This is a genomic window from Cupriavidus sp. JZ107 (genome assembly GCF_053903255.1).
On the sequence record NZ_CP096480.1, the window covers coordinates 138,806 to 162,307 of the forward strand.

General features: G+C 69.2%; 23 protein-coding genes. 12 read left to right on the forward strand and 11 right to left on the reverse strand.

Translation table 11 applies throughout. The features are described 5' to 3' along the window. Positions 1–54: 54 nt before the first annotated feature. The 3 genes from M1D55_RS00620 to M1D55_RS00630 are packed head-to-tail and all read right to left on the reverse strand — an operon-like array spanning position 55 to position 3,118. Positions 55–1,500, reverse strand: coding sequence for a LutB/LldF family L-lactate oxidation iron-sulfur protein (locus M1D55_RS00620; protein ID WP_064574448.1), 1,446 nt, complete (start codon positions 1,498–1,500; stop codon positions 55–57). After that, positions 1,497–2,255, reverse strand: a complete 759-nt coding sequence (locus tag M1D55_RS00625; RefSeq protein WP_064574446.1) for a LutC/YkgG family protein — start codon at positions 2,253–2,255, stop codon at positions 1,497–1,499. Before M1D55_RS00625 ends, M1D55_RS00620 begins: the two co-directional genes overlap by 4 nt. Beyond that, positions 2,252–3,118, reverse strand: coding sequence for a (Fe-S)-binding protein (locus tag M1D55_RS00630; RefSeq protein WP_064574444.1), 867 nt, complete (start codon positions 3,116–3,118; stop codon positions 2,252–2,254). Before M1D55_RS00630 ends, M1D55_RS00625 begins: the two co-directional genes overlap by 4 nt. A 211-nt stretch (positions 3,119–3,329) precedes the next feature. On the opposite strand from M1D55_RS00630, the gene M1D55_RS00635 reads away from it, so the two are divergent. The 3 genes from M1D55_RS00635 (at position 3,330) to eutC (ending at position 6,580) form a co-directional block, all read left to right on the forward strand. Continuing rightward, on the forward strand, positions 3,330–4,031 hold the full coding sequence (locus tag M1D55_RS00635) for a FadR/GntR family transcriptional regulator (protein ID WP_006579947.1): 702 nt from the start codon (positions 3,330–3,332) through the stop codon (positions 4,029–4,031). Positions 4,032–4,373: 342 nt separating this feature from the next. Beyond that, positions 4,374–5,756, forward strand: a complete 1,383-nt coding sequence (locus M1D55_RS00640) for an ethanolamine ammonia-lyase subunit EutB (RefSeq protein WP_456280804.1) — start codon at positions 4,374–4,376, stop codon at positions 5,754–5,756. Positions 5,757–5,794: 38 nt separating this feature from the next. Beyond that, positions 5,795–6,580 (forward strand): ethanolamine ammonia-lyase subunit EutC, encoded by a 786-nt coding sequence (gene eutC / locus M1D55_RS00645; protein WP_456280805.1) that lies wholly within the window; start codon positions 5,795–5,797, stop codon positions 6,578–6,580. Here eutC and garD read toward each other — a convergent pair. From garD to M1D55_RS00660, 3 genes are all read right to left on the reverse strand, one after another. After that, the gene (gene garD / locus M1D55_RS00650) at positions 6,558–8,120 is read right to left on the reverse strand and encodes a galactarate dehydratase (RefSeq protein ID WP_456281343.1); all 1,563 of its coding nucleotides are present in this window, start codon (positions 8,118–8,120) and stop codon (positions 6,558–6,560) included. The genes eutC and garD overlap by 23 nt on opposite strands. Positions 8,121–8,145: 25 nt before the next feature. After that, on the reverse strand, positions 8,146–9,105 hold the full coding sequence (locus M1D55_RS00655; protein ID WP_456280806.1) for a Bug family tripartite tricarboxylate transporter substrate binding protein: 960 nt from the start codon (positions 9,103–9,105) through the stop codon (positions 8,146–8,148). An 85-nt stretch (positions 9,106–9,190) separates the two neighbouring features. Then, entirely contained in the window at positions 9,191–10,327 is a 1,137-nt protein-coding gene (locus M1D55_RS00660; protein WP_456280807.1) for an L-talarate/galactarate dehydratase, read from the reverse strand. Between the two features lie 283 nt (positions 10,328–10,610). On the opposite strand from M1D55_RS00660, the gene M1D55_RS00665 reads away from it, so the two are divergent. Beyond that, entirely contained in the window at positions 10,611–11,621 is a 1,011-nt protein-coding gene (locus tag M1D55_RS00665; RefSeq protein WP_006577946.1) for a LacI family DNA-binding transcriptional regulator, read from the forward strand. 43 nt (positions 11,622–11,664) lie between these two features. Here the strand turns inward: M1D55_RS00665 and M1D55_RS00670 are convergent, their stop codons facing one another. Continuing rightward, positions 11,665–12,588, reverse strand: a complete 924-nt coding sequence (locus M1D55_RS00670; protein ID WP_456281344.1) for a LysR family transcriptional regulator — start codon at positions 12,586–12,588, stop codon at positions 11,665–11,667. Between the two features lie 244 nt (positions 12,589–12,832). Here M1D55_RS00670 and M1D55_RS00675 point away from each other — a divergent pair, with 244 nt between their 5' ends. Then, the gene (locus M1D55_RS00675; protein ID WP_006577944.1) at positions 12,833–13,990 is read left to right on the forward strand and encodes an acyl-CoA dehydrogenase family protein; all 1,158 of its coding nucleotides are present in this window, start codon (positions 12,833–12,835) and stop codon (positions 13,988–13,990) included. A gap of 28 nt (positions 13,991–14,018) precedes the next feature. Beyond that, positions 14,019–15,029 (forward strand): hypothetical protein, encoded by a 1,011-nt coding sequence (locus M1D55_RS00680; RefSeq protein ID WP_456280808.1) that lies wholly within the window; start codon positions 14,019–14,021, stop codon positions 15,027–15,029. A gap of 18 nt (positions 15,030–15,047) precedes the next feature. Here the strand turns inward: M1D55_RS00680 and M1D55_RS00685 are convergent, their stop codons facing one another. The 3 genes from M1D55_RS00685 to M1D55_RS00695 all read right to left on the reverse strand — a co-directional run bounded on the left by M1D55_RS00685 (position 15,048) and on the right by M1D55_RS00695 (position 17,233). Beyond that, a complete protein-coding gene (locus M1D55_RS00685) occupies positions 15,048–15,563 on the reverse strand; it encodes a hypothetical protein (RefSeq protein ID WP_456280809.1) in 516 nt (171 codons plus the stop codon). Positions 15,564–15,822: 259 nt separating this feature from the next. Beyond that, positions 15,823–16,194, reverse strand: a complete 372-nt coding sequence (locus M1D55_RS00690) for a hypothetical protein (RefSeq protein ID WP_006577941.1) — start codon at positions 16,192–16,194, stop codon at positions 15,823–15,825. Positions 16,195–16,315: 121 nt separating this feature from the next. Continuing rightward, entirely contained in the window at positions 16,316–17,233 is a 918-nt protein-coding gene (locus M1D55_RS00695) for an NmrA family NAD(P)-binding protein (RefSeq protein ID WP_456280810.1), read from the reverse strand. Positions 17,234–17,377: 144 nt separating this feature from the next. Between M1D55_RS00695 and M1D55_RS00700 the strand changes: the two genes are divergently transcribed. Beyond that, positions 17,378–18,271 carry a LysR family transcriptional regulator gene (locus M1D55_RS00700; RefSeq protein ID WP_456280811.1) on the forward strand — a complete coding sequence of 298 codons (894 nt, stop codon included), beginning with the start codon at positions 17,378–17,380 and terminating at the stop codon, positions 18,269–18,271. A gap of 56 nt (positions 18,272–18,327) precedes the next feature. Here M1D55_RS00700 and M1D55_RS00705 read toward each other — a convergent pair whose 3' ends face one another. Next, positions 18,328–18,750: a VOC family protein gene (locus tag M1D55_RS00705; RefSeq protein WP_064574430.1), complete on the reverse strand. Its 423-nt coding sequence runs from the start codon at positions 18,748–18,750 to the stop codon at positions 18,328–18,330. Between the two features lie 169 nt (positions 18,751–18,919). Here M1D55_RS00705 and M1D55_RS00710 point away from each other — a divergent pair, with 169 nt between their 5' ends. From M1D55_RS00710 to M1D55_RS00730, 5 genes are all read left to right on the forward strand, one after another. Beyond that, positions 18,920–19,813 (forward strand): LysR family transcriptional regulator, encoded by an 894-nt coding sequence (locus M1D55_RS00710; RefSeq protein ID WP_456280812.1) that lies wholly within the window; start codon positions 18,920–18,922, stop codon positions 19,811–19,813. 94 nt (positions 19,814–19,907) lie between these two features. Further along, positions 19,908–21,479 (forward strand): DNA-3-methyladenine glycosylase 2 family protein, encoded by a 1,572-nt coding sequence (locus tag M1D55_RS00715; RefSeq protein ID WP_456280813.1) that lies wholly within the window; start codon positions 19,908–19,910, stop codon positions 21,477–21,479. Further along, positions 21,476–22,012, forward strand: coding sequence for a methylated-DNA--[protein]-cysteine S-methyltransferase (locus M1D55_RS00720; RefSeq protein WP_006576878.1), 537 nt, complete (start codon positions 21,476–21,478; stop codon positions 22,010–22,012). Before M1D55_RS00715 ends, M1D55_RS00720 begins: the two co-directional genes overlap by 4 nt. Positions 22,013–22,039: 27 nt before the next feature. After that, on the forward strand, positions 22,040–22,597 hold the full coding sequence (thpR, locus tag M1D55_RS00725) for an RNA 2',3'-cyclic phosphodiesterase (protein ID WP_456280814.1): 558 nt from the start codon (positions 22,040–22,042) through the stop codon (positions 22,595–22,597). Positions 22,598–22,688: 91 nt separating this feature from the next. Then, on the forward strand, positions 22,689–23,444 hold the full coding sequence (locus tag M1D55_RS00730) for a flagellar brake protein (RefSeq protein WP_006576880.1): 756 nt from the start codon (positions 22,689–22,691) through the stop codon (positions 23,442–23,444). Positions 23,445–23,502 lie beyond the last annotated feature (58 nt).

Below are 23,502 nucleotides of genomic sequence, written 5' to 3' on the forward strand. Positions count from 1 at the left end.
CCGCTGGATCCCCGCCTGCGCGGGGACGACAGACGTTGGTGGGCAGAGCGCTTGCTATTCGGGTTGCCCGCGCTCGCGCAGCAGATCGGCGAGGCTGCGCGCCGCCGGCCGCAAGGGCTCTCGATGATCGGTCCACCCCATCTGCCGCGATGGCGTGAACGCGCGCAGCCGCGTCGCGGCCCAGCGGAACACCCGGTAGAGGCGCGGATGCGCAAATGCGCCGCGCCAGAAGCGCCAGATCAGCTGTTCGCCGCGGCTGTAGCGCGCGCCCTGGCCGCGCAGGGGATGCTGTACCGCCTCGTCGGGATTGCGGTTGGCCTCGGTGCGCAGCCGGATCAGCAACTGGGGAATCGGAATCCGCACCGGGCAGACCTCGCCGCAGGCGCCGCACAGGCTCGACGCGGTCGGCAGATCGGCGGTGGCGTCCAGTCCCAGCAGATGCGGCGAGATGATCTTGCCGATCGGGCCCGGATAGGTGGTTCCGTAGGCGTGCCCGCCGATGCGGGTATAGACCGGGCAGTGGTTCATGCAGGCGCCGCAGCGGATGCACTGCAGCGTGGCGCGCAATTGCGCGTCGGCATAGGCCTGGGTGCGTCCGTTGTCGAGCAGCACCACGTGCATCTCGCGCGGGCCGTCGAGCTCGCCGGCGCGACGGGGGCCGGTGATCAGGTTGAAATAGGTGGTGATCGCCTGGCCGGTGGCCGAGCGCGTCAGCAGCGTGGCCAGCGGCACGATATGGTCCAGGCTCGCCACCACCTTCTCGATGCCCATGATCGCGATATGCACCGGCGGCACGGTGGTCGAGAGCCGGCCATTGCCCTCGTTCTCGACCAGCCACAGCGTGCCGGTGTCGGCGGCGGCGAAGTTGACGCCGGACAGGCCGATGTCGGCCTCGACGAAGGCGTGCCGCAGCGCGCGGCGGCCGGTCTGGATCAGCGTGTCGACGTCCTCGGTGTAGGGCGTGTCGGGGATATGCTGCTCGAACAGCGCGGCGATATCGCCGCGCGTCTTGTGAATCGCCGGCATCACGATATGCGAGGGGCCTTCGCCGGCCAGCTGGACGATGTATTCGCCCATATCCGACTCGAGGCTGCGGATGCCGCGCTCGGCGAGGTAATGGTTCAGCGCGATCTCCTCGCTGGCCATCGACTTGCCCTTGATCACGCTGCGCGCGCCGTGGCGCTCGGCAATGCCCGCGATGATTGCGTTGGCCTCGTCGGGCGTCTGCGCCCAATGGACCTGCACGCCGACCTCCGTCAGCTTTGCCTCCAGTTGCTCCAGCAGCTGCGGCAGATGCGCCAGCGCATGCTGGCGCACCGCCTCGCCGAGGTCGCGCAAGGCCTGCAGCTCGTCGCCGTCCGGAAACTGGATCGCGCGCTTGTTCTGCAGGAAGTCCATCGCGCCGCGGAAACTGCTGCGCAGCTTGGCGTCGTCGAGCGCCGCCCGGGCCCGCGCCTTGAAGTCGGCGGACGGCACGAAATGCATCGGGGTCGCGCTCATACCGGTTCTCCCGATGTCGGTGCCGACGCTTGTATTGCCGGCGATGCCGTGCTGCCGCCGCGCTCGACGATCAGCACCCACAGCCGGCGCGGCCCATGCGCGCCATAGGCCAGCGTCTGCTGGATGTCGGAGGTTTTCGACGGGCCGGACACCAGCACCAGATTGGTCGGCATGCCGTCCTGCCAGCGTTCGGCGCGCATCGCGGCGTGCAAATCGGCATGCAGCGTGTCGGCGTAGACCAGCGCCACATGCAGCGGCGGGACCAGCGAGACCGTGCGCGGCGCGCGCGCGTCCGGCAGCAGCACCAGCGTGCCGGTGCCGGCGATGCCCGAGCGCGCCACCGTGAAGCCGGCGTCGATGGTGTCGAACAGCTCGCCCTTCCACGCTTCGATGGGGCGTTGGTATGCGACGGCGTCGACGGCCGATGGCAGGCAGCGCGACAGCGCGATGCCTTCCGGACCTTGGGGATCAAACAGCAGGCGGCGCACGCCGTCTTCGGCGAGGCGCTGGGCCAGCAGTGCGGGCCAGCCGGCCTCGTCCGTGCGCCAGACTTCGGCGTGTGCCGCGTGAAGGGCGGCCTGCATCGCGTCCGCGAGCGTGGCGCCGTCCGCGGGCGCGTGCATCGCGCGCCGGCCGTCGAAATGCGCGTCGATGCGCCGGCTCAGCGTTGGCGCCGCGGCGGGGTCGTCGTTGGCGACCGGCGCGGCAGCGCGCAGCCGTTCGAGGATGCGCGTGCGGGCGTCGTCGGCGATCATCGCTGCGTCTCCGTTGCGGCCAGCGCCGCGTGCGGGCCGGCGCTTCCATCGCGGTCGCCATCCCCGCTTCCATCCGCATGACCAAGACGGCGCCACAGGAACGTGGCCATATGCTCGACCTTGAGGCCCAACGCCTGCCGGCGCGCCGCATGGCCGATATTGAGCAGGCAGCCGCAGTCGGCCGATACCAGCGTGTCGCAGCCGGTGGCACAAGCGGAAGCGACCTTGTCCTGCACCATCGCGCCCGAGATGTCCGGATGCTTCAGCGAGAAGGTGCCGCCGAAACCGCAGCACTCGGATTCGCGCTCGTGTTCCAGCCGTGTGACACCGGGCAATGCGTCGATCAGTTCGACGCCGTGAACGCGCGTGCCCATCTCGCGGCGGGCCGCGCAGGAGGTATGCAGTACCACGGTCTCCGGGCTGACAGATCCCGACGTCGACGTCACCGCCTGCGCCGCATCCGGATAGCGGACCTTCAGCACGCGCAGCAGGAACTCGCTCAGTTCGAACACGCGCTCGGCCAGCGCGCGCGCCTTCGGGCCTGCCACGGCATCGTCCTCGAACAGCTTGGGCCAGTGATGGCGCATCATGCCGGCGCAGGAGCCGGAGGGCACGACGATCGGCCAGGGCTGGGCGAACAGATCGAGCTGCGCCCGCGCGACGGCGCGGGCCTGCTCGGGGTTGCCGCTGCTGTAGGCCGGCTGGCCGCAGCAGCTCTGCCCGCGCGGAAAATGCACGGTCAGCCCTTCCCGCTCCAGCAGACGGACCGCATCCAGGCCGGCTTGCGGCACGAACAGGTCGACCAGGCAGGTCGCGAACAGGTACACCTGCGCGGGGGCCTCGGGGTATTGCCTCGGAATCATGTCTCGCTCCGGAGATGGCCCGCCTGCAATGGCGGGCTCGATGCGTAGTAGTGGCGTAGTAGTGGGGTAGTCGTGCGTTTGGGACGTCGTTCTGCGTCCGAGTGTGGGCGCGGCCGAGCACGTCCGCTTCGGCGGCATAATTCCCGCTGCGGCGGCAAGGTTCAAATTGGTTGGACCAGTTGAACGCGCGACGAAGCGAGGGGAGAGGACGATGGCGGCAGGCATGCGCGAGCGCGGCCGGGTGGAGGAGGTAATGCGCAAGGTCGAGACCGCGCTGCTGGACGGCACGTGGCCGGCGGGCACGCGCCTGCCGGCGGAGCGTGTCCTGGCCGAGACCTACGGCGTGGCCCGCAACACGGTGCGCGAGGCCACGCAACGGCTGGCGGCGCGGGGGCTGCTGCAGAGCCGGCGCGGCGCCGGCGTGTTCGTCACCGAGCAGCTGCGCAGCGGCATCGCGTCGCCGTGGCGCCAACTGGTTGCCGACCATCCGGCGCTGCGCGAGGACATCCTGGAATTTCGCCGTGTGCTGGAGGGCGCCACCGCCTATTTCGCCGCGCTGCGCGCCGACGGGCAGGACCTGCGGCGGATCCGAACCCTGTTGGACCAGTTGGAGCGCGCCCGCGAGCGCGACGACAAGCAGGCGGAGGCCGACGCCGACGCGCAACTGCACGAGGCGATTGCGCTGGCCTCGCACAACACGATGTTCCTGCACCTGCATACCAGCGTGATCGGCATGCTGCGCGAGCACATCACGACCAACGGTACCGGCCTGCGCGAGCAGGACGCCGAGGCCTCCGACCAGCTGCTGCTGCAGCATCGCACACTGTGCGCCGCGATCCTGGCGCGGCGCCCGGAAGAGGCGCGCACGGCGATGCAGGCGCATATCGACTACGTGCGCAGCCGGGCGGAGTAGCCGGCCGTCGTCGAGCGACGCGCCTTCTTCGGAGCTCCGGTGTCTGGTTTCTTCCCGGCAGGCGCACGCAGAAATGGGTACGCTCCCGGCGCCGGCGTGGCACGACTGTCCGCTCGCCGACGCCGCAGCAGCCGTTCCCGCAACGGAAATCGGACCGGTTTTGGCGGCCGGTGAGCCGGCGGAATTGGCACGCAGAAACGGGTACGCTTCGCCCCCCAAGTCCTTCGCCAGAGAGTCGCCATCGGGCTTCCATGACGTTTGCGCGCTATATTCCGGACCAGGGGCCCGGTGCCGCGCCAAGCCGCGTCATGACAGGGCCACCGCTCCTTGCCGGGGGAACAGATGGCGTTCACTGAAACGATCGGCGCGCGGCGCTACGCGTTCGCGGACCTGAAGACGCTGCTGGCCAAGGCCAGCCCGGCCCGCTCGGGCGACCAGCTGGCGGGCCTGGCCGCCGACAGCGAAGAAGAGCGGATGGCTGCACGGATCGCGCTGGCCGACCTGCCGCTGTCGCGCTTCCTGAACGAGGCGCTGATCCCGTACGAAAGCGACGAAGTCACGCGGCTGATCGTCGACCGCCACGACGCCGCTGCCTTCGCCGAGATCGCCGCGCTGACGGTCGGCGAATTGCGCAACTGGCTGCTGCTGCACGAGACCGACGGCACGGTGCTGGCCCGCGTGGCGCCGGGCATCACGCCCGAAATGGCGGCCGCGGTCAGCAAGCTGATGCGCAACCAGGACCTGATTGCGGTGGCGCGCAAGTGCCGTGTGGTGACGCGCTTTCGCGACACGATCGGGCTGCCGGGCCGGCTGTCGGTGCGCTTGCAGCCCAACCATCCCACCGACGACCCCAAGGGCATTGCCGCCTCGATCATCGACGGCCTGTTCTATGGCTGCGGCGACGCCACCATCGGCATCAATCCGGCTGGCGACAACCTGGCGTCGATCGTGGCGCTGCTGCGGCTGATCGACGAGCTGCGCGAGCGGCACGGCGTGCCGACGCAGTCGTGCGTGCTGACCCATGTCACCAACACGCTGCGCGCGATCGAGCAGGGCGCGCCGGTCGACCTGGTGTTCCAGTCGATCGCCGGCAGTGAGCAGGCCAACGCCGCCTTCGGGATCGATCTGGCGCTGCTGGCCGAAGCCCGCGCCGCCGCGCTGTCGCTGGGCCGCGGCACGGTCGGCGACAACCTGATGTATTTCGAGACCGGGCAGGGCAGCGCGCTGTCGGCCAACGCCCACCACGGCGTCGACCAGCAGACCATGGAGGCGCGGGCATATGCGGTGGCGCGCGCCTTTTCGCCGCTGCTGGTCAATACCGTGGTCGGCTTCATCGGGCCGGAGTACCTGTACGACGGCAAGCAGATCGTGCGCGCCGGGCTCGAGGACCATTTCTGCGGCAAGCTGCTCGGCGTGCCGATGGGCTGCGACATCTGCTACACCAACCACGCCGAGGCCGATCAGGACGACATGGACACGCTGCTGACGCTGTTCGGCGTGGCCGGCGTCAACTTCATCATGGGCGTGCCCGGCGCGGACGACATCATGCTGAACTACCAGAGCACGGCCTTCCACGACGCGTTGTACCTGCGCGAGACGCTGGGCCTGGCGCCGGCGCCGGAGTTCGAGGCCTGGCTCAAGCGCACCGGCATCTTCGGCGACGATGGCAGGCTGGTGGAGCCGGCCGAGCGCCAGCCCTTGCTGCAACTGGCGCACGACCTGTAAGCGATTCAGGCCCATTCAGGATCATTCAGGAGCGATCGATGCCTTCGACCCTCGCCCCGCCCCATCCCTGGCAACGGCTGCGCCAGTTCACCTCGGCGCGCATCGCGCTCGGCCGCGCCGGGCACAGCCAACCCACCGACGCGGTGCTCGCGTTCGGCCTGGCCCATGCGCAGGCGCGCGACGCGGTGCACCAGCCGTTGTCCTGCGAGGCCGTCAGGGCGGCGCTGGACGAGGCAGGGTTTGCTCATCTAGGGGTCCATAGCGCCGCGGCGGACCGTGCGCAGTACCTGCGCCGCCCCGATCTGGGCCGCCGGCTGGACGAGCACAGCCGCGAGCGGTTGCGCCAGGCAGCGGGCGAGCCGTGCGACGTGGCCTTCGTGATCGCCGACGGCCTGTCGGCACAGGCGGCGCAGCGCCATGCGGTGCCGGTGCTGCGCGCGGTGCGCGAGCGGCTGCCCGACTGGCGGATCGGCCCGGTCGCGATCGCCGAGCAGTCCCGCGTGGCCCTCGGCGACGAAATCGGCGAGCTGCTGCGCGCGCGGCAGGTCGTGATGCTGATCGGCGAGCGCCCCGGCCTCAGTTCCCCCGACAGCCTCGGCATCTATCTGACCTACGACCCCCATCCCGGCCGCACCGACGCGCAGCGCAACTGCATCTCGAACGTGCGCCCGGAAGGGCTGCCGTACCCGCAGGCGGCCGATCGGCTGGCGTGGCTGCTGCGCGGCGCGGTGGCGCTGTGCTGCAGCGGCGTGCGGCTCAAGGAGGACAGCGGCGCGCTCGGCGCCGGCGAGGCCGCCGCGCTCAGGTCACCGGCGCCGGATTGAACAGCACCAGCGCGTTCTGCAGCTTCCACTGCTCGGCATACGACTTGCGGCCGCTGGCAATCTCGAGCATCGTGTGGAACAGCTGCCAGCCGACCTCTTCGATGGTGGCCTCGCCGGTCGCGATCCTGCCGGCGTCGATGTCCATCAGGTCGTGCCAGCGGCGCGCCAGGTCGCTGCGCGTGGCGACCTTGATCACCGGGACTTCGGCCAGTCCGTACGGCGTGCCCCGTCCGGTGGTGAACACATGCAGGTTGATGCCGGCGGCCAGCTGCAGCGTGCCGCAGATGAAGTCGCTGGCCGGCGTTGCCGCATAGAGCAGGCCCTTCTGCCTGGCCTTCTCGCCGGGGGGCACCACGCCGTGGATCGGCCCGCTGCCCGACTTGACGATCGAGCCCATCGCCTTCTCGACGATGTTCGACAGGCCGCCCTTCTTGTTGCCCGGCGTCGTGTTGGCGCTGCGGTCGACGCGGCCCTTGCTGAGGTAATGGTCGTACCACGCCATCTGCTCGATCATCGCCTGCGCGACCTCGGGCGTGGCCGCGCGCGCGGTCAGCTGGTCGATGCCGTCGCGCACCTCGGTGACCTCGGAGAACATCACGGTGGCGCCGGCGCGCACCAGCAGGTCGGTGGCAAAGCCGACCGCGGGATTGGCGGTGACGCCAGAAAACGCATCGCTGCCGCCGCACTGCACGCCGACCACGAGTTCGGAAGCCGGGCACGTCTCGCGCCGGCGCGCATTCAGCCGCTGCAGATGGCGCTCGGCCGTCTCCAGGATCGAATCGATCATCGAGCCGAAGCCCACATGGCGCTCGTCCTGCAGGCACACCACGTCCGGTGCGCCGCCTTCTATCTGCAGCGGGATCGTGCCGGACTCGATCAGTCGCGTCGGCTGCAGCTTCTCGCAGCCGAGGCTGACGATCATCACCTCGCCGCCGAAGTTCGGATTGAGCGCCAGGTTGCGGATCGTTCGGATCGGGATCACCGCATCGGGCGCGTCGATGGCCACGCCGCAGCCATAGCTGTGTTCCAGCGCCACCACGTCGTCGACGTTCGGGTAGCGCGGCAGCAGCTCGGCCTTGATCCGGCGCACCGCGAAGTCGACCACGCCGGCCACGCACTGCACCGTCGTCGTGATCGCCAGGATGTTGCGCGTGCCGACCGAGCCGTCGGCATTGCGATAGCCCTCGAAGGTGTAGCCCTCGAGCGGCGGCAACTCGGCCGGCACGCGGCTGGCGATCGGCAGCGCGTCGAGTTCCGGTGCGGACGGCATCCGCAGCACGCGCTCGTTGACCCAGCTGCCGCGTGGCAGCGGCTTCACGGTGTAGCCGATGACGACGTTGTAGCGCAGCACCGGCGCGCCTTCGTCGAGATCGACCAGCGCGACCTTGTGGCCCTGCGGCACCGCCTCGACCAGTTGCAATCCGCACGGGAAGGTGGTGCCGGCCGGCAGGCCGCCATCGTTGGCGACGATGGCGACGTTGTCGGCGTCGTGCATGCGGATATAGAGCGGTTGGCCGGCGCTGCGGCTCGCCGTTTGCATCATGAGCTTATCTCCTGGGCCGCCGTCAGTCGGCGGTGATCTTTCCGGTTTCGATGACGTGCTTCCATCGGGCCGATTCGGCGGCCTGGAAGCGGGTGAACTGTTCGGGTGTGTTGCCGACGATCTCGAAGCCGACCTCGAGCAGCCTGTTCCTGACCGCGGGGTCGTTCAGCCCGGCGACGATGCCCTTGTGCAGCCGCTCGCGGACATCGGCGGGCAGCCCCTTGGGCGCGGCCACTGCCTGCCACGAGTAGACGACCAGGTTCCTGATCCCGGCCTCGTCCATGGTCGGTACCGATGGCAGTACCGGCGAGCGTTGCGTGCTGGTGATCGCCAGCGCGCGGATTTTGCCGGCCCTGACCTGCGGCATCGCCGTGTTGACGTTCATGAAGGTCGCATCGACCTGCCCGCCGATCAGATCGTTCATCGCCGGCGCGCCGCCCTTGTACGGGACATGCGTGCCACTGGTGCCGGTCTGCTGCCAGAACAGCTCGGCGGTCAGATGGTCGCTGGTGCCATTGCCGGCCGAGGCGAAGGTCAGCTTGCCCGGATTGGCCTTCAGGAACGCGACCACCTCCTGCAGCGTCTGGAAGCGCGAGTTGGCCGGTACCGCCAGGATGTTCGGCGCCTGCACCGCCACCGAGATGTAGTCGAAATCGCGGGCCGGATCGTACGGCGTGCTCTTGATCAGATGCGGGGCGATGACCAGTGGACCGAGCGAGGACACGAGCAGCGTGTAGCCGTCCGGTGCCGCGCGCTTGACGAAGCTGGCGCCGATCGCGCCGGCCGCGCCGGGCTTGTTCTCGACCACGAAGCTGGCGCCGGTCTGTTCCTGCAGCTTGGCGCCGACGATGCGGGCGATCACGTCGGTCGAGCCGCCGGCGGGAAAGGGCACGACCATCGTGACTGGCTTGTCGGGCCAGGCGGCATGGGCGGACAGCGTGGTGGCGAGGCCGAAGGCCAGCGTGGCGATCAGGCGTTTCATCTGTGTCTCCTTGAGGGTGGGTCTCTCGCTTGCCATGCATCGGCCGGTCTTGGGCGCCGGCCTGTGTTCCGTTGGCGGGCCGCCCTTATGGGCGAGCGCCGAATTCCGTCTGTGCCCGCGTCCATGCGCGCGCCTGCTCGCTGATCGAGACACCGAGGCCGGGCCGCGTCGGCACGACGATGCGGCCATCGCGGATTTCCAGCCGCTCGTTGAACAGCGGCTCGAGCCAGTCGAAATGCTCGACCCACGGCTCGCGTGGATACGCCGCCGCCAGGTGAATGTGCAGCTCCATCGCGAAATGCGGGGCCAGCATCAGCCCGGCGTGCTCGGCCAGCGCGGCGACCTTCAGGAAGGGCGTAATGCCCCCCACGCGCGGGGCGTCGGGCATCAGGTAGTCGGCGGCGCGGTGGCGGATCAGGTCCCAGTGTTCGGCGGCGCTGGTCAGCATCTCGCCGGTGGCGATCGGGGTATCGAACTGCGCGGCCAGCGCGGCGTGGCCCTCGTGGTCGTAGGCGTCCAGCGGCTCCTCGATCCAGACCAGGTGGAACGGCTCCAGCGTCCGGCACATGCGCTGCGCGGTGGGGCGGTCCCATTGCTGGTTGGCGTCGACCATCAGCGGCACCGCGTCGCCCAGATGCTTGCGCACCGCGCCGACCCGTTCGAGGTCGCGCGCGCCGTCCGGCTGGCCGACCTTCAGCTTGATGCCGCCGATGCCGCGTTCCACCGAGGCCGCGGCGTTGATCAACAGCTGATCGAGCGGCGTATGCAGGAAGCCGCCCGAGGTGTTGTAGCAGCGCACCGCATCGCGCTGCGCGCCGAGCAGCTTGGCCAGCGACATGCCCGCGCGGCGCGCCTTCAGGTCCCACAACGCGACGTCGAAGGCGCCGATCGCCTGCGTCGCCATGCCGCTGCGCCCGACCGAGGCGCCGGTCCAGCACAGCTTGTCCCACAGCCGCGCGATATCGCTGGGGTCTTCGCCGAGCAGCGTCGGCGCCAGCTCGCAGGCGTGGGCGTACTGGCCGGGACCGCCGGCGCGCTTCGAATAGCTGAAGCCCACTCCCTCGCGGCCGTCCGCCGTCGCGATTTCGGCGAACAGGATCGCGACCTCGGTCATCGGCTTCTGGCGGCCCGTCAGCACCTTGGCGTCGCTGATCGGGGTGGCCAGCGGCAGATAGCAGCTGGACAGGCGGATCCAGGCGATGCGGTCGGCGGTGGAGGTCATAAGCTGTCTTTCGTTCGGCGGCAGGGTATCGTTGTCGGATCGAAATGATAACGTTGTCATTTCGGTGCCAAATGAAGCCCGTTACAATGTCGGGCGCCGTGCACCGGGATTCTGCGATGCGGCGTGACAGGGACGGGCACGTTTCGGCGAAATGCTAACGTTGTCATATCGGCGCTGTCAACGCGCTTCGCCGCGATGCCGACTCATGGCTTTCCCGAACCCGGCCGTCCACCGCATCCGTTGCCATCCGTTGCCATCCGTTTGCCCCGACCCGAGACCTGACGTGGCCACCACCAAAGCGCAGAACAAGTCCGTCACCCTGCATGACGTCGCCCGCGCGGCCGGCGTGTCGCTGATCACCGCCTCCCGCGCACTGAGCAATCCCGGCATGGTGTCGGCCAAGACGATCGAACGCGTGCAGCAGGCGGCCGACGCGGTCGGCTATATCCCCAACCTGATCGCCGGCGGACTGAAGTCGCGGCGCAGCCTGATGGTGGCGGCCGTCGTGCCCGATATCGCCGTGACGCAATTCCTGCCGACCATCAAGGCATTGACCGAGACGCTGGAGGCGGCCGGCTACCACCTGATCCTCGGACAGAGCAGCTACGACGATTCGCGCGAAGAAGCGCTGCTCAACGCGATGATCGGCCGGCGCCCGGACGGCATCGTCGTCACCGGGCTGATCCAGTCCGAGGCGGCGCGCGAGCGGCTGCGGCAGTCGGGCATTCCGGTCGTCGAGACCTGGGAACTGAGCGACCGGCCGGTGGACATGGCGGTCGGTTTTTCGCACGTCAAGGTCGGCAGCGCGGTGGCCGGGTATTTCCTCGCCAAGGGCTGGCAGCGCGTGGGCATCGCCACCGGCGACGACCGGCGCGCGCGGATCCGCTCGGAGGCCTTCGTGTCGACCTTCGGCCGGCCGGTGCCGACCGCGGTCGTGCCGGCCCCGAGCAATCTGCCGTTGGGGCGGCGCGCGCTGGCCGAACTGCTGGACAAGGCCCCGGGCCTGCAGGCGATCTGCTGCAGTTCGGACCAGCTGGCGCAGGGCGTGCTGGTCGAAGCGCAGGCGCGGGGCTTGCGCGTTCCCGAGGATCTGGCGGTCTGCGGTTTCGGCGATGCCGAGGCGTCCGCCCACATGGCGCCGTCGCTGACCACGGTCCAGGTCGACGCCGCGCACATCGGCGCGACCGCGGCGCGGCTGATCCTGGACAAGTGCAAGGGGCTGCCGGTGGAGCCGCGCGTCGTCGACGTGGGGTTTCGCGTGATCGAGCGCGCGTCGACGGGCGGGCCGGACTGAAGGTTCGCCCAGCGCGCACGCTGCAACGCGCCGCTTCAGCGCGTCATCGCTGCGCCGCGCCCAGGCGCGGCCAGATCGCCTGCAGTTCGCCCTTCAGGAACGTCAGCAGGCATCGCGTCGCCATGGTCTGGTAGCGGTTCGGCAGCGTCAGCATATAGAGCCGGCTGCCGAACACGCTGATGCGATAGTCGCGCAATACCGGCGTCAGCAGGCCCGCGGCGAGCTCGCGGCCGATCGCATACAGCGGAAAGATGCCGATGCCGACGTCGCCCAGCACGGCCTCCTTCAGGAAGGCGAAATTCTCCGAACTGAGCGTCGGTTCCAGCGCGACCTGCTCGCGCTGGTCCTCGCCGGCGCGCGTGCCGAAGGCCTTCAGCTTCTGCCCGACCGGCGATGCGCAGACGATCGCATGGCGTTGCAGATCGGCCAGTGCTCGCGGGGCCGGCTGCGCGGCAAGGTAGGCCGGCGAGGCGCAAACCACCCAGTCGACCTCGCCGATCTCGGTGGCCACCACCGAATCGGGCGGCGTCGAGATGATCCGCAGCGCGACCTCGACGTCCTCGGAGACCAGGTTGTGGATGCGGTTGTCGAACACCACGTCGAGCGTGATGTCCGGGTAGCGGTGCTTGAACTGCACCAGCAGCGGCGACAGCAGCGCGTGTCCCAGGCCGGTCGGCACCGACAGCCGCACGTGGCCCTGCAGCGTCTTGCCCATATTGGTGATCAGCGCATCAGCCGCGGCAACCTCGGCCAGGATGTTGCGCCCGTGTTCGTAGAGGCCGGCGCCCACTGGGGTCGGTTCGACATGGCGCGTGGTCCGGCGCAGCAACTGCACGCCGAGCTCTTCCTCGAGCGCCTTGAGCCGGTAGCTGACGTTGGCGCGCGTCATCTTCAGCTTGCGCGCGGCGGCGGACAGGTTGCCCGCGTCGACGATATCGACGAACAGGCGCAGGGCGTTCAGATCCATCATGGCGAAGCAGTGGGAGGGCGGAAGGGACGAGGACGGTCAAGCTACGCGCCGCAACGGTGGCGCTTGCCGCAGGATTGTCAAATATGGCTGTCCATTCTGTCCAAGCCGGCGTGGATTGTCAAAATCCGAGGGCGGCGTACCATGACGGCCATCCGCCCGCCTTGTCGGCTCGGCAGCCGCTCGCGCCGTCGCCGGCCGGGGCCGCCACCCTTCCTCCCTTCGCACTCCCACGGAGACCGCCATGACCCTGGACACCGAATCGTTTTCCCTGCTGCGCGCCTCGGTGCAGCGCTTCATCGAAGAGCGCCTGAAGCCCGCCGAGGACATCCTCGAGGAAACGGACGACGTGCCGGCCGACATCGTGGCCGACATGAAGGAGATGGGCCTGTTCGGCATCTCGATCCCCGAAAACTACGGCGGCATCGGGCTGTCGATGTCGCAGGAATGCGATGTGGTCTATGACCTTGGCCATACCGCGCTCGCCTTCCGCTCGGTGTTCGGCACCAACGTCGGCATCGGCTCGCAGGGCATCCTGATGGATGGCACCGAGGAGCAGAAGCAGAACTATCTGCCGCGCATCGCCAGCGGCGAGCTGGTCATCTCGTTCGCGCTGACCGAGCCGAATGCGGGCTCGGACGCGGCCTCGCTGCAGACCAAGGCCGAACTGGACGGCGATCACTATGTGATCAACGGCACCAAGCGCTTCATCACCAATGCGCCGCGCGCCGGCGCCTTCACGCTGATGGCGCGCACCGGGGGCCCGGGGGCATCGGGTATCTCGGCCTTCATCGTGCCGGCCGACACGCCGGGGATCTCGCTGGGCAAGCCCGACAAGAAGATGGGCCAGCGCGGCACCAAGACCTGCGACGTGGTGCTGGAGAACGTGCGCGTGCCGGCCGCCAACATCATCGGCGGCGTGCCGGGCGTGGGCTTCAAGACCGCGATGAAGGTGCTCGATCGCGGCCGCCTGCATATCTCGGCGCTGGCCTGCGGCATGGCGCACCGGCTGCTGACCGACGCGGTGGCCTACGCGAAGGACCGCAAGCAGTTCGGCCGCCCGATCGGCGAATTCCAGCTGATCCAGGGCATGCTGGCCGACAGCCAGGCCGAGCTCTACGCCGGCCTGTCGATGGTGCGCGATTGCGCCCAGCGCTACGACGCCAAGGAGCCGGGCAAGAGCGATCCCGAAGTCAGCATGCTGGCCTCGTGCGTCAAGATGTTCTGTACCGAGATGGTGGGCCGCGTGGCCGATCGCGCGGTGCAGATCCACGGCGGCGCCGGCTATATCGCCGAGTACAAGGCCGAACGCTTCTATCGCGACGTCCGTCTGCTGCGCCTGTATGAAGGCACCACGCAGATCCAGCAAATGATCATCGCCAAGCAGCTGCTGCGCGACTGAAGCCGGCCCGGGCGCGGAGGGTTCAAGCATGAAACAGCTTCAACGCGTCCGCCCTGCCGGCACGGCACCCGGGATCCCACTTCCCGGTGCCGGCGCGCACGGCTGGGCCCCGCATCTCGATCTCGCATTGGCCGGTGACGAGCCGGCTCGTCCGCCGTGCTTCCCGATCATCGCCGCGCTGCGGGCGGGCTGCGCCACGCCGCCGACCGCACCGCTCGACGTGGGAGCGCTGGCGCTTGGCGCAGCGGCAGTCCTCGGCCGCCGCGATCCGATCGTGTCGGTCCAGGCGGCGGAACTCGGCGATATCGATGGCGTGCTGTATCGCACCGGCGCCGGCGGCTGGACGCTGCTGCACCGCGCCGCGCTGGGCCCGTCCGAGGCCCGCTTCGTCCAGGCCTGGTTGCTCGCCTGCTACGCGATGCGAGGCGAGCATGCCGATACCGATGCGTTCGAATGCGGGCAAGGCGGCCTGTATTCGCTGGCCGATGACGACAGCCCGGCCGCGCGCGCCTACAGCTTTGCGGCGCGGCTGACGATGCCCGCCGCCGCCTGCCATCTCGGCCTGACCGGCCATGTCGATGGCGATGTGCTGATCGCCTTTGCCTCGCAACTGCAGGTGCCGCTGCTGCATGCCGCGCGGCGCTGGCTGGCGCGTACCGCGCAGAAGGCCGTGCTGGTGCTCGACGAGGCCGGGACGGTGCGCGCCAGCTGGCTCAGCGAGACGGCGTGCTCGGCCGGTTGGCGCGTCGATGCGCAAGCGGTGCCGGCGCGAGAGGCGCGGGGCGCGATGGAAACGTCGAATGATGTTGTGCCGGCTGTCGTCGTTCAGGAACGCCGCGTGGCGATGGCAGACTGGTTTGCCCAGGCGCCGGCCGCCGGCCAGCTGATGGAAACGTCGTTGGGAGCGGTAGACGGCGGGGAGGGGCGGTTCGGATTGACCTTGCTGCAGTTGCCGCGCAATGCGGTTTGCCCTCAGCCGCGCGCGTTCTGGCCGCAATACCGAGCCTGCGTCAGCGCCAACACCGGCGTCAGCGGGTAGGGCGCAGCGGCCGGCGACTCAGCGGATCAGCACCCGCCGGTCCGCGGCGCCCCGCGTCGTGCCGCCGCGGTTTGCCGGGTTGCGGGCCGCCAGCCGCTCGAGCTGGCGTTGCATCTTGGTCAGATAGGTAATCATCATGCCGCGCTCTTCCAGGGTCAGCGGCGAGACCCAGACCGATTGCAGCGCCTTGATGGCCTGACCCAGCTTGTCCATCCGATGGCTGGCGCTCGAGCGGATGACCGGAATCGGCTGCGCCGCATGGGGGCCAGGCTGCGGTTCGAGCCATCCCTGGTCCGACAGGCTGCGGACCATCGCCTCGAATTCCTCGGCCTGGAGCCAGGGCAAGGCGCAGGGGGCGGTGACGTGGTGGGGTTCGACGCGCTGGCGGTGTGCCAGGTGTTGCAGCAGATGCCATTCCGCCGTCGAGATACCGGACTGCGACAGAACGTGGTCCAGGGCCGAATGCCAGCCGGCCAGATTCTCTTGCAGACAGCGCAGCAGCGGTTCCTTGGCGTCGTACAGGTTGGCTGACATGGTGTCGCGAGTCTCCTGTTGTGTTTTGGCCTGATCGTTACCGCTCGCTGGACTGACGCTGGACGAACCGTGCCTGCGATCGGGGGCACCATCGTGCGTTGCCCGGTTACCGCCTTCTTTCGAAAACCTGACGAAAGTATTTGGTGGATCTTCGGGTAAAGCGGCGGTTTTGGCGAGATTGCCGAGGCTGCGACACGGCGTCGCAGGAACCCGCTTGCGTCACGCCTGTGTCACGCCTCGATGGCGTCTCAATGCCGTTTCAATGCCAGAAGGCATCGACCTCGCGCAGCAGATGACCGGCCAGGATGTAGTCGCCGAGGCGGCTGGCGCGCGCTTCCAGCTCATGCAGCTGCTGGTCCGGAATGGCGCCGAGATCGAACAGGCAATAGAGATTGCGCTGACGGAAGGTGGTCTTGGGTTTGGCGAGCCCTTCGATCAGGGCGTCGTGCGAGCGCACCGCGATGCTTTCCTGGCCGCGGTACTGGACGCGGATGCCGCGTTTTTCCCCCAGCCGGCCCAGTTCGACGGCGTCCTGCCAACCCGTTTCATAGTCCAGCTCCAGCGCCAGAACCTCACGGGCGGCCAGCAGACGCAGGGCCTCGTTCTTGCTGCCGGCTCGTGCGATTGACATGCTTACCTCCGTGGCGATCAAGGACTGTACAAATATACAGTCCTTGGGGTCACCCGGCAAGCAGAAGGTGTCTCAACATCGGGGCCGCAACGCACGGTGCGTGGGCGTCGCGGCCAACGGTCTACGCCGCCCTGGCCGTGCTGCCGGCGAGCTCACGCAGGAACGCCTGCATCGACCTCGGCGGCCGCCCCAGGATCGCCCGCAGCACCAGCGTATTGGCGCGCAATCCATGGGATGCGTAGTGTTCGTGGATCTTGCGCAGCAGGTCCCATTGCGCCGCGCTGTAGTCGAGCGGCAGGCGCGCCGCCCATCGCTCGAAGTCGATCTCGCCGGCGGCGACGGGCCGTCCCAGCGCGTCGCCCATCATCGCGGCGATCTGCGCGCGCGTGAGCCCCGGCTCGCCGGTCAGTTCGAAGCAGCCATAAGCCAGCCGGTCGGTCGTCAGCGCCATCGCGGCAACCTCGGCGACATCGCGGTAGTCGACGCGGGCTACCGGCACGTCGACCGGATAGGGCTCGGCGAAGACGCCCCCGGCCAGGACGCCCGCCCATGCGCCGAGCAGGTTCTGGTAGAAATTCGCGGGCTGCAGCACGGTGAACTGCAGGCCCGAATCGAACAGCGCCTGTTCGACCGGAATCTTGCTGGCGTGGTTGGCCAGCGTGACGTCGGTCGGCTGGATCACCGACGAGAACACGAAGCGGCGCACACCGGCACGCCGCGCTGCGCGGACCATGTTGACGCCCAGTTGCGATTCGTCGGGCGCGAAGGCGGGGCCGATGTAGAACACGCCATCGACGCCGTCCAGCGCGGCCGCCAGCGCTTGTGGCGAGCGCAGGTCGCCGACCGCGACCTCGTCGGTGCCATTGGCCAGCGCGACGGCGGAGCGTCCCGCATCGCGGACCAATCCGCGTACGGTCACGCCCCTGTCCCGCAGGGCCTGCGGAACCAGGCCGGCAAATCGTCCGGCGGCGCCGACGACCAGCACGCGGCGCGCCGCGGCGGTGTCGGTCGAATGCGTTGCTGTCGCGATCGATGTCACGGTGTTTCTCCTCGTTCGTGATGAATGATCCGGACACGATAGGGAGTTCCGAATCGGAGGAGAATACGGGCTCCCGATGATTCTCCCTTCCACAAATCGAGAGAATGCCGGGCGACGATCTTCCCATTCAGACGTGGAGCGCCGATGGACCGCGTGTCCGACATCCTGACCTTCCTGGCCATCGCCGAGCACGGCAGCCTGAGCAAGGCCGCCCGGCATCTGGGCCGCTCGCTGCAGTCGGTCAGCCGTTCGCTATCGCTGCTCGAGCGCAGCCTCGGCGTGCAACTGGTCCAGCGAACCACCCGCAGCTGTCAGCTGACCGAGGCCGGCGAGGCGTTCCGCCATCGCGTCGCGCCGGCAATGGCCGAGCTGAGCGAGGCCTGGGATGTCGCGTCGAGCCTCAGTTCGTCCGCGTCCGGGACGCTGCGGGTCAGTGCGCCGGTGCTGTTTGCGCCGGCGTATGTCGTGCCGGTGATCGCCCGCTATATGGAGCGGCATCCGCGCGTGGAGGTGGAGTTGACGGTCAGCGACGCATTCACCGATCTGCGCGCGCAAGGGCTGGACCTGGCCGTGCGGATCGGCGAGGTGACCGACGACAGCTTGAAGGCGCGCCGGCTGGCGATGCTGCGGCGCGTGGCATTCTGCTCGCGCAGCTATGTGGCGCGCCACGGCGTGCCGGCGCACCCGCGCGAACTGGCCGCGCATCGCTGCGTCGTGCGCAGCGGCGAGGGCAACGATGCGCGCTGGCCGTTCCTGGTCGACGGCAAGCAGCGTCGTTATCCGGTCGAGGGCAGACTGCGTGCGGGCAGCACCGCGGCGGTCAACGAGGCGGTGGCGCTGGGCCTCGGTATCGGCTTCGGCCCGCTATGGCAGGTGCGGCATCTGCTCGAGCAGCGGCGCCTCGTGACCGTGCTAGACCGCTTCGAGGCGCCGCCGATCCCGGTGCAGGCGGTATGGCCCGCGGCGCGCGCGATTCCGGCCAAGACGCGGGCCTTCATCGATCTGCTGGCGGACCATCTGGGCGGCCTGTCGTTATAGCGTTGCAGCGCTATGGCGTTGCAGTGCTGGCGGATGGCAGCGCAGGGCGGCAGTCCCTACTTCGCGAAGACCTGACCGATATCGCCGAAGGCCTTGAACTCGAGCGCGTTGCCCGACGGATCGAGGAAGAACATCGTGGCCTGTTCGCCAACCTGGCCCTTGAATCGCACATGCGGTTCGATCACGAACTTGATGTTGGCCGCGCGCAGCTTGTCGGCCAGCGCTTCCCATTGCTCCATCGACAGGATCGCGCCGAAATGGCGCACCGGCACGTCGTCGCCATCGACCGCGCTGGTCGAGCGATGCCCGGTCTCCTCGGGCGCCAGGTGCGCGACCACCTGATGGCCGTAGAAATTGAAGTCCACCCAGCTGTCGGAGCTGCGGCCCTCGGGGCAGCCGAGCAGATCGCCATAGAAACGCCGGGCCTCCGCCAGGTCGTGCACGGGGAACGCCAGGTGGAACAGGGGAATGGATTGCATATGGGGACCTTTGTGGAATGGGAGCGCCGGTCTGCGGCGCCGCGCTGTCGTGGTATGGTCCCGGAAATTCTACCCAGCACAAGTCGAGATATGAAGCGAATCATTTTTGCGCTGAGTATCAGAGATTTCGATGGGCCTTCGATGATCCATTTGCGATGAGCCGCGTGCCATGATCCGCTACTTCCGCACCTTCCTGGTCGCCGCCGAGACCGCTTCGTTTTCCGCCGCCGCGGTGCGGCTGTCGCTGACGCAGTCGGCGGTCAGCACGCAGATACGGCGGCTGGAGGAGGACCTGGGTTGCGCGCTGTTCGACCGCACCGGCAAATCGGTGACGCTCAGCGAGCAGGGGCGCAAGCTGCTGCCCGAGGCGGTCCGCTTCGTCGAACTCTACGAGTCGATGAAGGGACAGGCGCATGCGGCCCCCGCGCTGACGCCGATCGACCTGGGCGCGGTATCGACGGTGCAATCCACGCTGCTGCCGAAGGCGATGCAGCGCTTTCGCGCCGATTACCCGAAGACCCACGTCAACATCGTGCCCGGCATGTCGACGCAGTTGCTGACCCAGGTCGATGCGCGCGAACTCGAAGTGGCGGTGATGATCAAGCCGCGGCTCGGCATTCCGGCCGAGCTCAAATGGCTGCCCTTGCTGAGCGAGCCCTTCGTCGCGATCGCGCCGCGCGGTGCGCCACGCGAGCTGAAGGCGATGCTCGGTGCGCTGCCCTTCATCCGCTACAACCGGCATTCGGCTGGCGGACATCTGGTCGACCGGTACCTGAAGCGCCATCGGCTGCGCGTCGACGAGGGCATGGAGCTCGACGAGCCGGCGGTGATCCTGCAGATGGTCGACCAGGGGCTGGGCTGCGCGATCGTACCGGCCGATCTGCTGCCGCTGGCGCAATGCCCGAACGTCCAGGCCGAGCCGTTGCCGGGCCGGCCGATCCATCGCGAGGTCGGCGTGCTGGCGCGGCCCTCGGCGGTGTCGCGGGCGCCGACCGCGGCGCTGATCGACGCCTTCGTCCTCGCGGCGCGCCAGTGGCGCGGGCGGCGGGGCAAGCCGCGCTGAACACGCGCAGCGGCCATTTTGCGGGCCGAAGCTCGCCGGACTCGCATGTCCGAATCCGGCTGGTCGACCGGCCGGAAAGCGGTAGCATGCAGCCATGGAACTCGATCCCGATACCTGCTACCGCGCCGTGGTTTCGCACGACCGCCGCTTCGACGGGCGCTTTTTCGTCGCCGTGTCGTCGACCGGCATCTACTGCCGGCCGGTCTGCGCGGTGCGCACGCCCAAGCGCGAGAACTGCAGTTTCTTCGCCACCGCGGCGGCCGCAGAGAAGCACGGCTATCGGCCCTGCCTGCGCTGCCGGCCGGAGCTGGCGCCCGGGCACGGGCTGGCGGATCTGTCGGGGCGGCTGGCGCAGGCGGCGGCGACGCTGATCGACGAGGGCTTCCTCGCCGATGCCGGCGTGCCCGAGCTGGCCGCGCGGATCGGCGTCACCGAGCGGCACCTGCGGCGGCTGTTCACCGCGCAGTTCGGCGTCTCGCTGGTCGAATACGCCCAGACCCAGCGTCTGCTGCTGGCCAAGCGGCTGCTGACCGATACCGCGCTGCCGGTTACCGAAGTGGCCATGGCCGCCGGCTTCGGCAGCGTCCGCCGCTTCAACGACGTATTGAAGACCCGCTATGGCCTGGCGCCGACCGCGATGCGCAAGCGCGCCGCGGGCATGCCGGCCGACCGGCTGGTGTTCGAGCTCGGCTATCGGCCGCCGCTCGCGTGGCACGCGCTGCTGCAGTTTCTCGGCGCGCGCGCGGTGCCGGGTGTCGAGCAGATCCGGCCCGATCCGCATGGCGGCGAATACGGGCGCACCGTGGCCATCGAGGTGGCCGGCCGCCTGCACAGCGGCTGGATGCGGCTGGCGCTGGCCCCGCAGCGCCACGTGCTGCGCGTGACGCTGTCCGGTTCGCTGGCGCATGCCATTCCGCAGGTGCTCGGCAAGGTCCGGCGCCTGTGCGATGTGGGCTGCCGGCCCGATGTGGTCGACCACCATCTGGGCGCGCTGGCCGCCGACATGCCGGGCATGCGGCTGCCGGGTACGGTCGACGGCTTCGAGATCGCGGTGCGCGCGGTGCTCGGCCAGGTCGTCTCGCTGGCGCAGGCCCGGTCGATGCTGGATCGGCTGGTGCAGGCCCATGGCACGCCGCTGGCCGTGCCGACGGACGAGTTGCGGGCGTGCTTCCCGAGCGCCGCCACGCTGGCCGCGGTGCCGGTGACAGACCTCAATGCGCTCGGCGTGCCGCTGGCCAAGGCCCGCGCGATCCACGCCATTGCCACGGCCATGGTCGAAGGCAGGCTGTCGCTGGAACCAGGCGTGGAGCCTGCGGAAACCATTGCAGCCTTGTGTGCCATCGACGGCGTGGGCGACTGGACCGCGCAATACATCGCGATGCGGGCGCTGGGCTGGCCCGATGCGTTTCCGGCGACCGACTACGCGCTGCGCAAGGTGCTGGGCATCGAGCGCACCGGCGAGATGCTGCGCCACGCCGCGCAGTGGGCGCCGTGGCGCGCCTACGCGGCCATGCATCTGTGGCGCCAGTACCAGGACATGCAGGACGGCCGCGAGCGCGAGCGTGCGACCGCGCGCGCCGCGCCGGCGGGCGTCGGCGACGCCGGCGGCAAGCAAGCCGTACCGCGCCGCACCCGCCGCCCACAGTTACAGGAGCAGCCAACATGACTCACTACCGTTCGATGTCGGGCCCGCTCGGCGACGTGTTGTTGCGTGCCGAAGACGGCCATCTGACCGGAATGTTCTTCTCCGGCCAGAAATACCATCCGGCCGGACCGTTCGACGGCGCCCCCGCCGATGCACGCCATGCGCGGCTGCTGGAGCAGGCGGCGCAGGAACTGACCGAGTACTTCGCCGGTGCGCGCCAGCACTTTACCGTGCCGCTGCGCCTGGCCGGCAGCGCGTTCCAGCAGCGGGTCTGGCAGGCGCTGTGCGAGATTCCGTTCGGCCAGACCGTCAGCTACGGCCAACTGGCGCTCGGCCTGGGCCTGCCTCCGAGCCATGCGCGCGCCGTCGGCAGCGCGGTGGGCCGCAACCCGATCTCGGTGATCGTGCCCTGCCATCGGGTGCTCGGCGCCAACGGCGCATTGACCGGTTATGCCGGCGGTACCGGGCGCAAGCAGGCACTGCTGCGGCTCGAAGGCACGGCCGCGGCGCCGCATCTGCCGCTGCTGCGCGATACGCTGGCCGCGGCGGCTTGACGTCGCACGCGTAGCGCTCCGGCCGGCATGCCGCGCCTGTTCGTCGCACTGGAAACCCCGCCCGCGCGTGCCGCGTCGCTGCTGGCGACGCTGCCGCGCGAGCGCGGCATCCGTCCGACGCCGGCCGCGCAGGTCCACCTGACGCTGCGCTTCATCGGCGAGGTCGACGAGGATCGGGCAGTGGCGATCGACAACGCGCTTGGCACCATCGACGCCTTTGCCGTGCCGGTGCATGTCGCCGGCGTCGGCCGCTTCGGCCGGCGCGGCGGCATCCTGTGGGCCGGCGTCGCGCCTGCGCCACCGCTGCTGGCCTTGCATGCCGCGATCGATCTGGCGCTGCACGATGTTGGAATCGGGCCGGAGGCGCGTTCCTTCCACCCGCACCTGACGCTGGCGCGCTGCGCGCCGCAGGCGCCGGAGCCGCTGCTGCGCGAGTGGGTCGCCGCGCAACGGGAACTGGCCTGCCCGCCTTATCTGTCGCGGCGCTTCGTGCTGTTCGAGAGCCGCCTGCAGCGGCAGGGCGCCGAACATCGCTGCCGCCGGGCCTTCGCCTTGCACGAGCCGGACCCGGACAACCCCTCCTAAGTCGGGCTCAAGTTTTGCGCCGAGGATGCCGATTCTGTACTAGAGTCCCCTTCGCCCGCATCTGGATCCCCGCACCCGCCCGCGTGATTTCATGAGTTCCCACGAGTCCATCGACCGGCCCGAGGCCGCCGCCGCGTCCGACGCTGCTTCCGACGAACAGTACCGCCTGACCCACGCCTCGCAGATCGGCACGGTGCTGCGCGATCTGGCGTGGCAGAAATGCACGCTGAACGTGCGTTCCGGCCGCGGCCGGGAGACCGTTTCCTCGGTGCTGCATGTCGACCCCGCCAGCCGGACTTTCATCTTCGATTGGTGCCGGACCGAAGAGGAGGCACGCGCGGTGCTGGAGGCCGAGGAAAACACGATCTCCGCGTCGCTGCGCGGCGTGCCGGTGAACTTCGCCATCGGCCGGCCCGAGCCCGTGCAATACCAGGGCGGCCCGGCCTTCAAGGCGCCGTTCCCGGACAAGCTCTATCACTTCCAGCGCCGCCGGCATTTCCGCGCACGCACGCTGGTGACGCGGGGCTACGGCTGCGAGGGACGGCTCGACGACGGTACCGTGGTCAAGCTCGATATCTCGGATCTGTCGCTATCGGGAGTGGGGCTGCGCTCGCGCACGGTCGGCGATGCGCAGCTGCCGGTCGGTACGCGCATCGCGCGCGCCCGGCTCGATTTCCGTGAGCTCGGCAAGCTCGATCTGGATCTGCAGGTAGTGGGGCATTGGCTGGTGGGCCGCGACGACAGCGCGATTCATCATTTCGGCTGCGCGTTCGTCAATCCGGATGGGCGTCTGGAAAATACGCTGCAGCGGCTGGTATTCGCGCTGGAATTGGCCCATCGGGGCTAGCAATTCGCGACGCGCAACGGGCGCGCCGCAGATATCGGGATATCGGGATATCGGGATA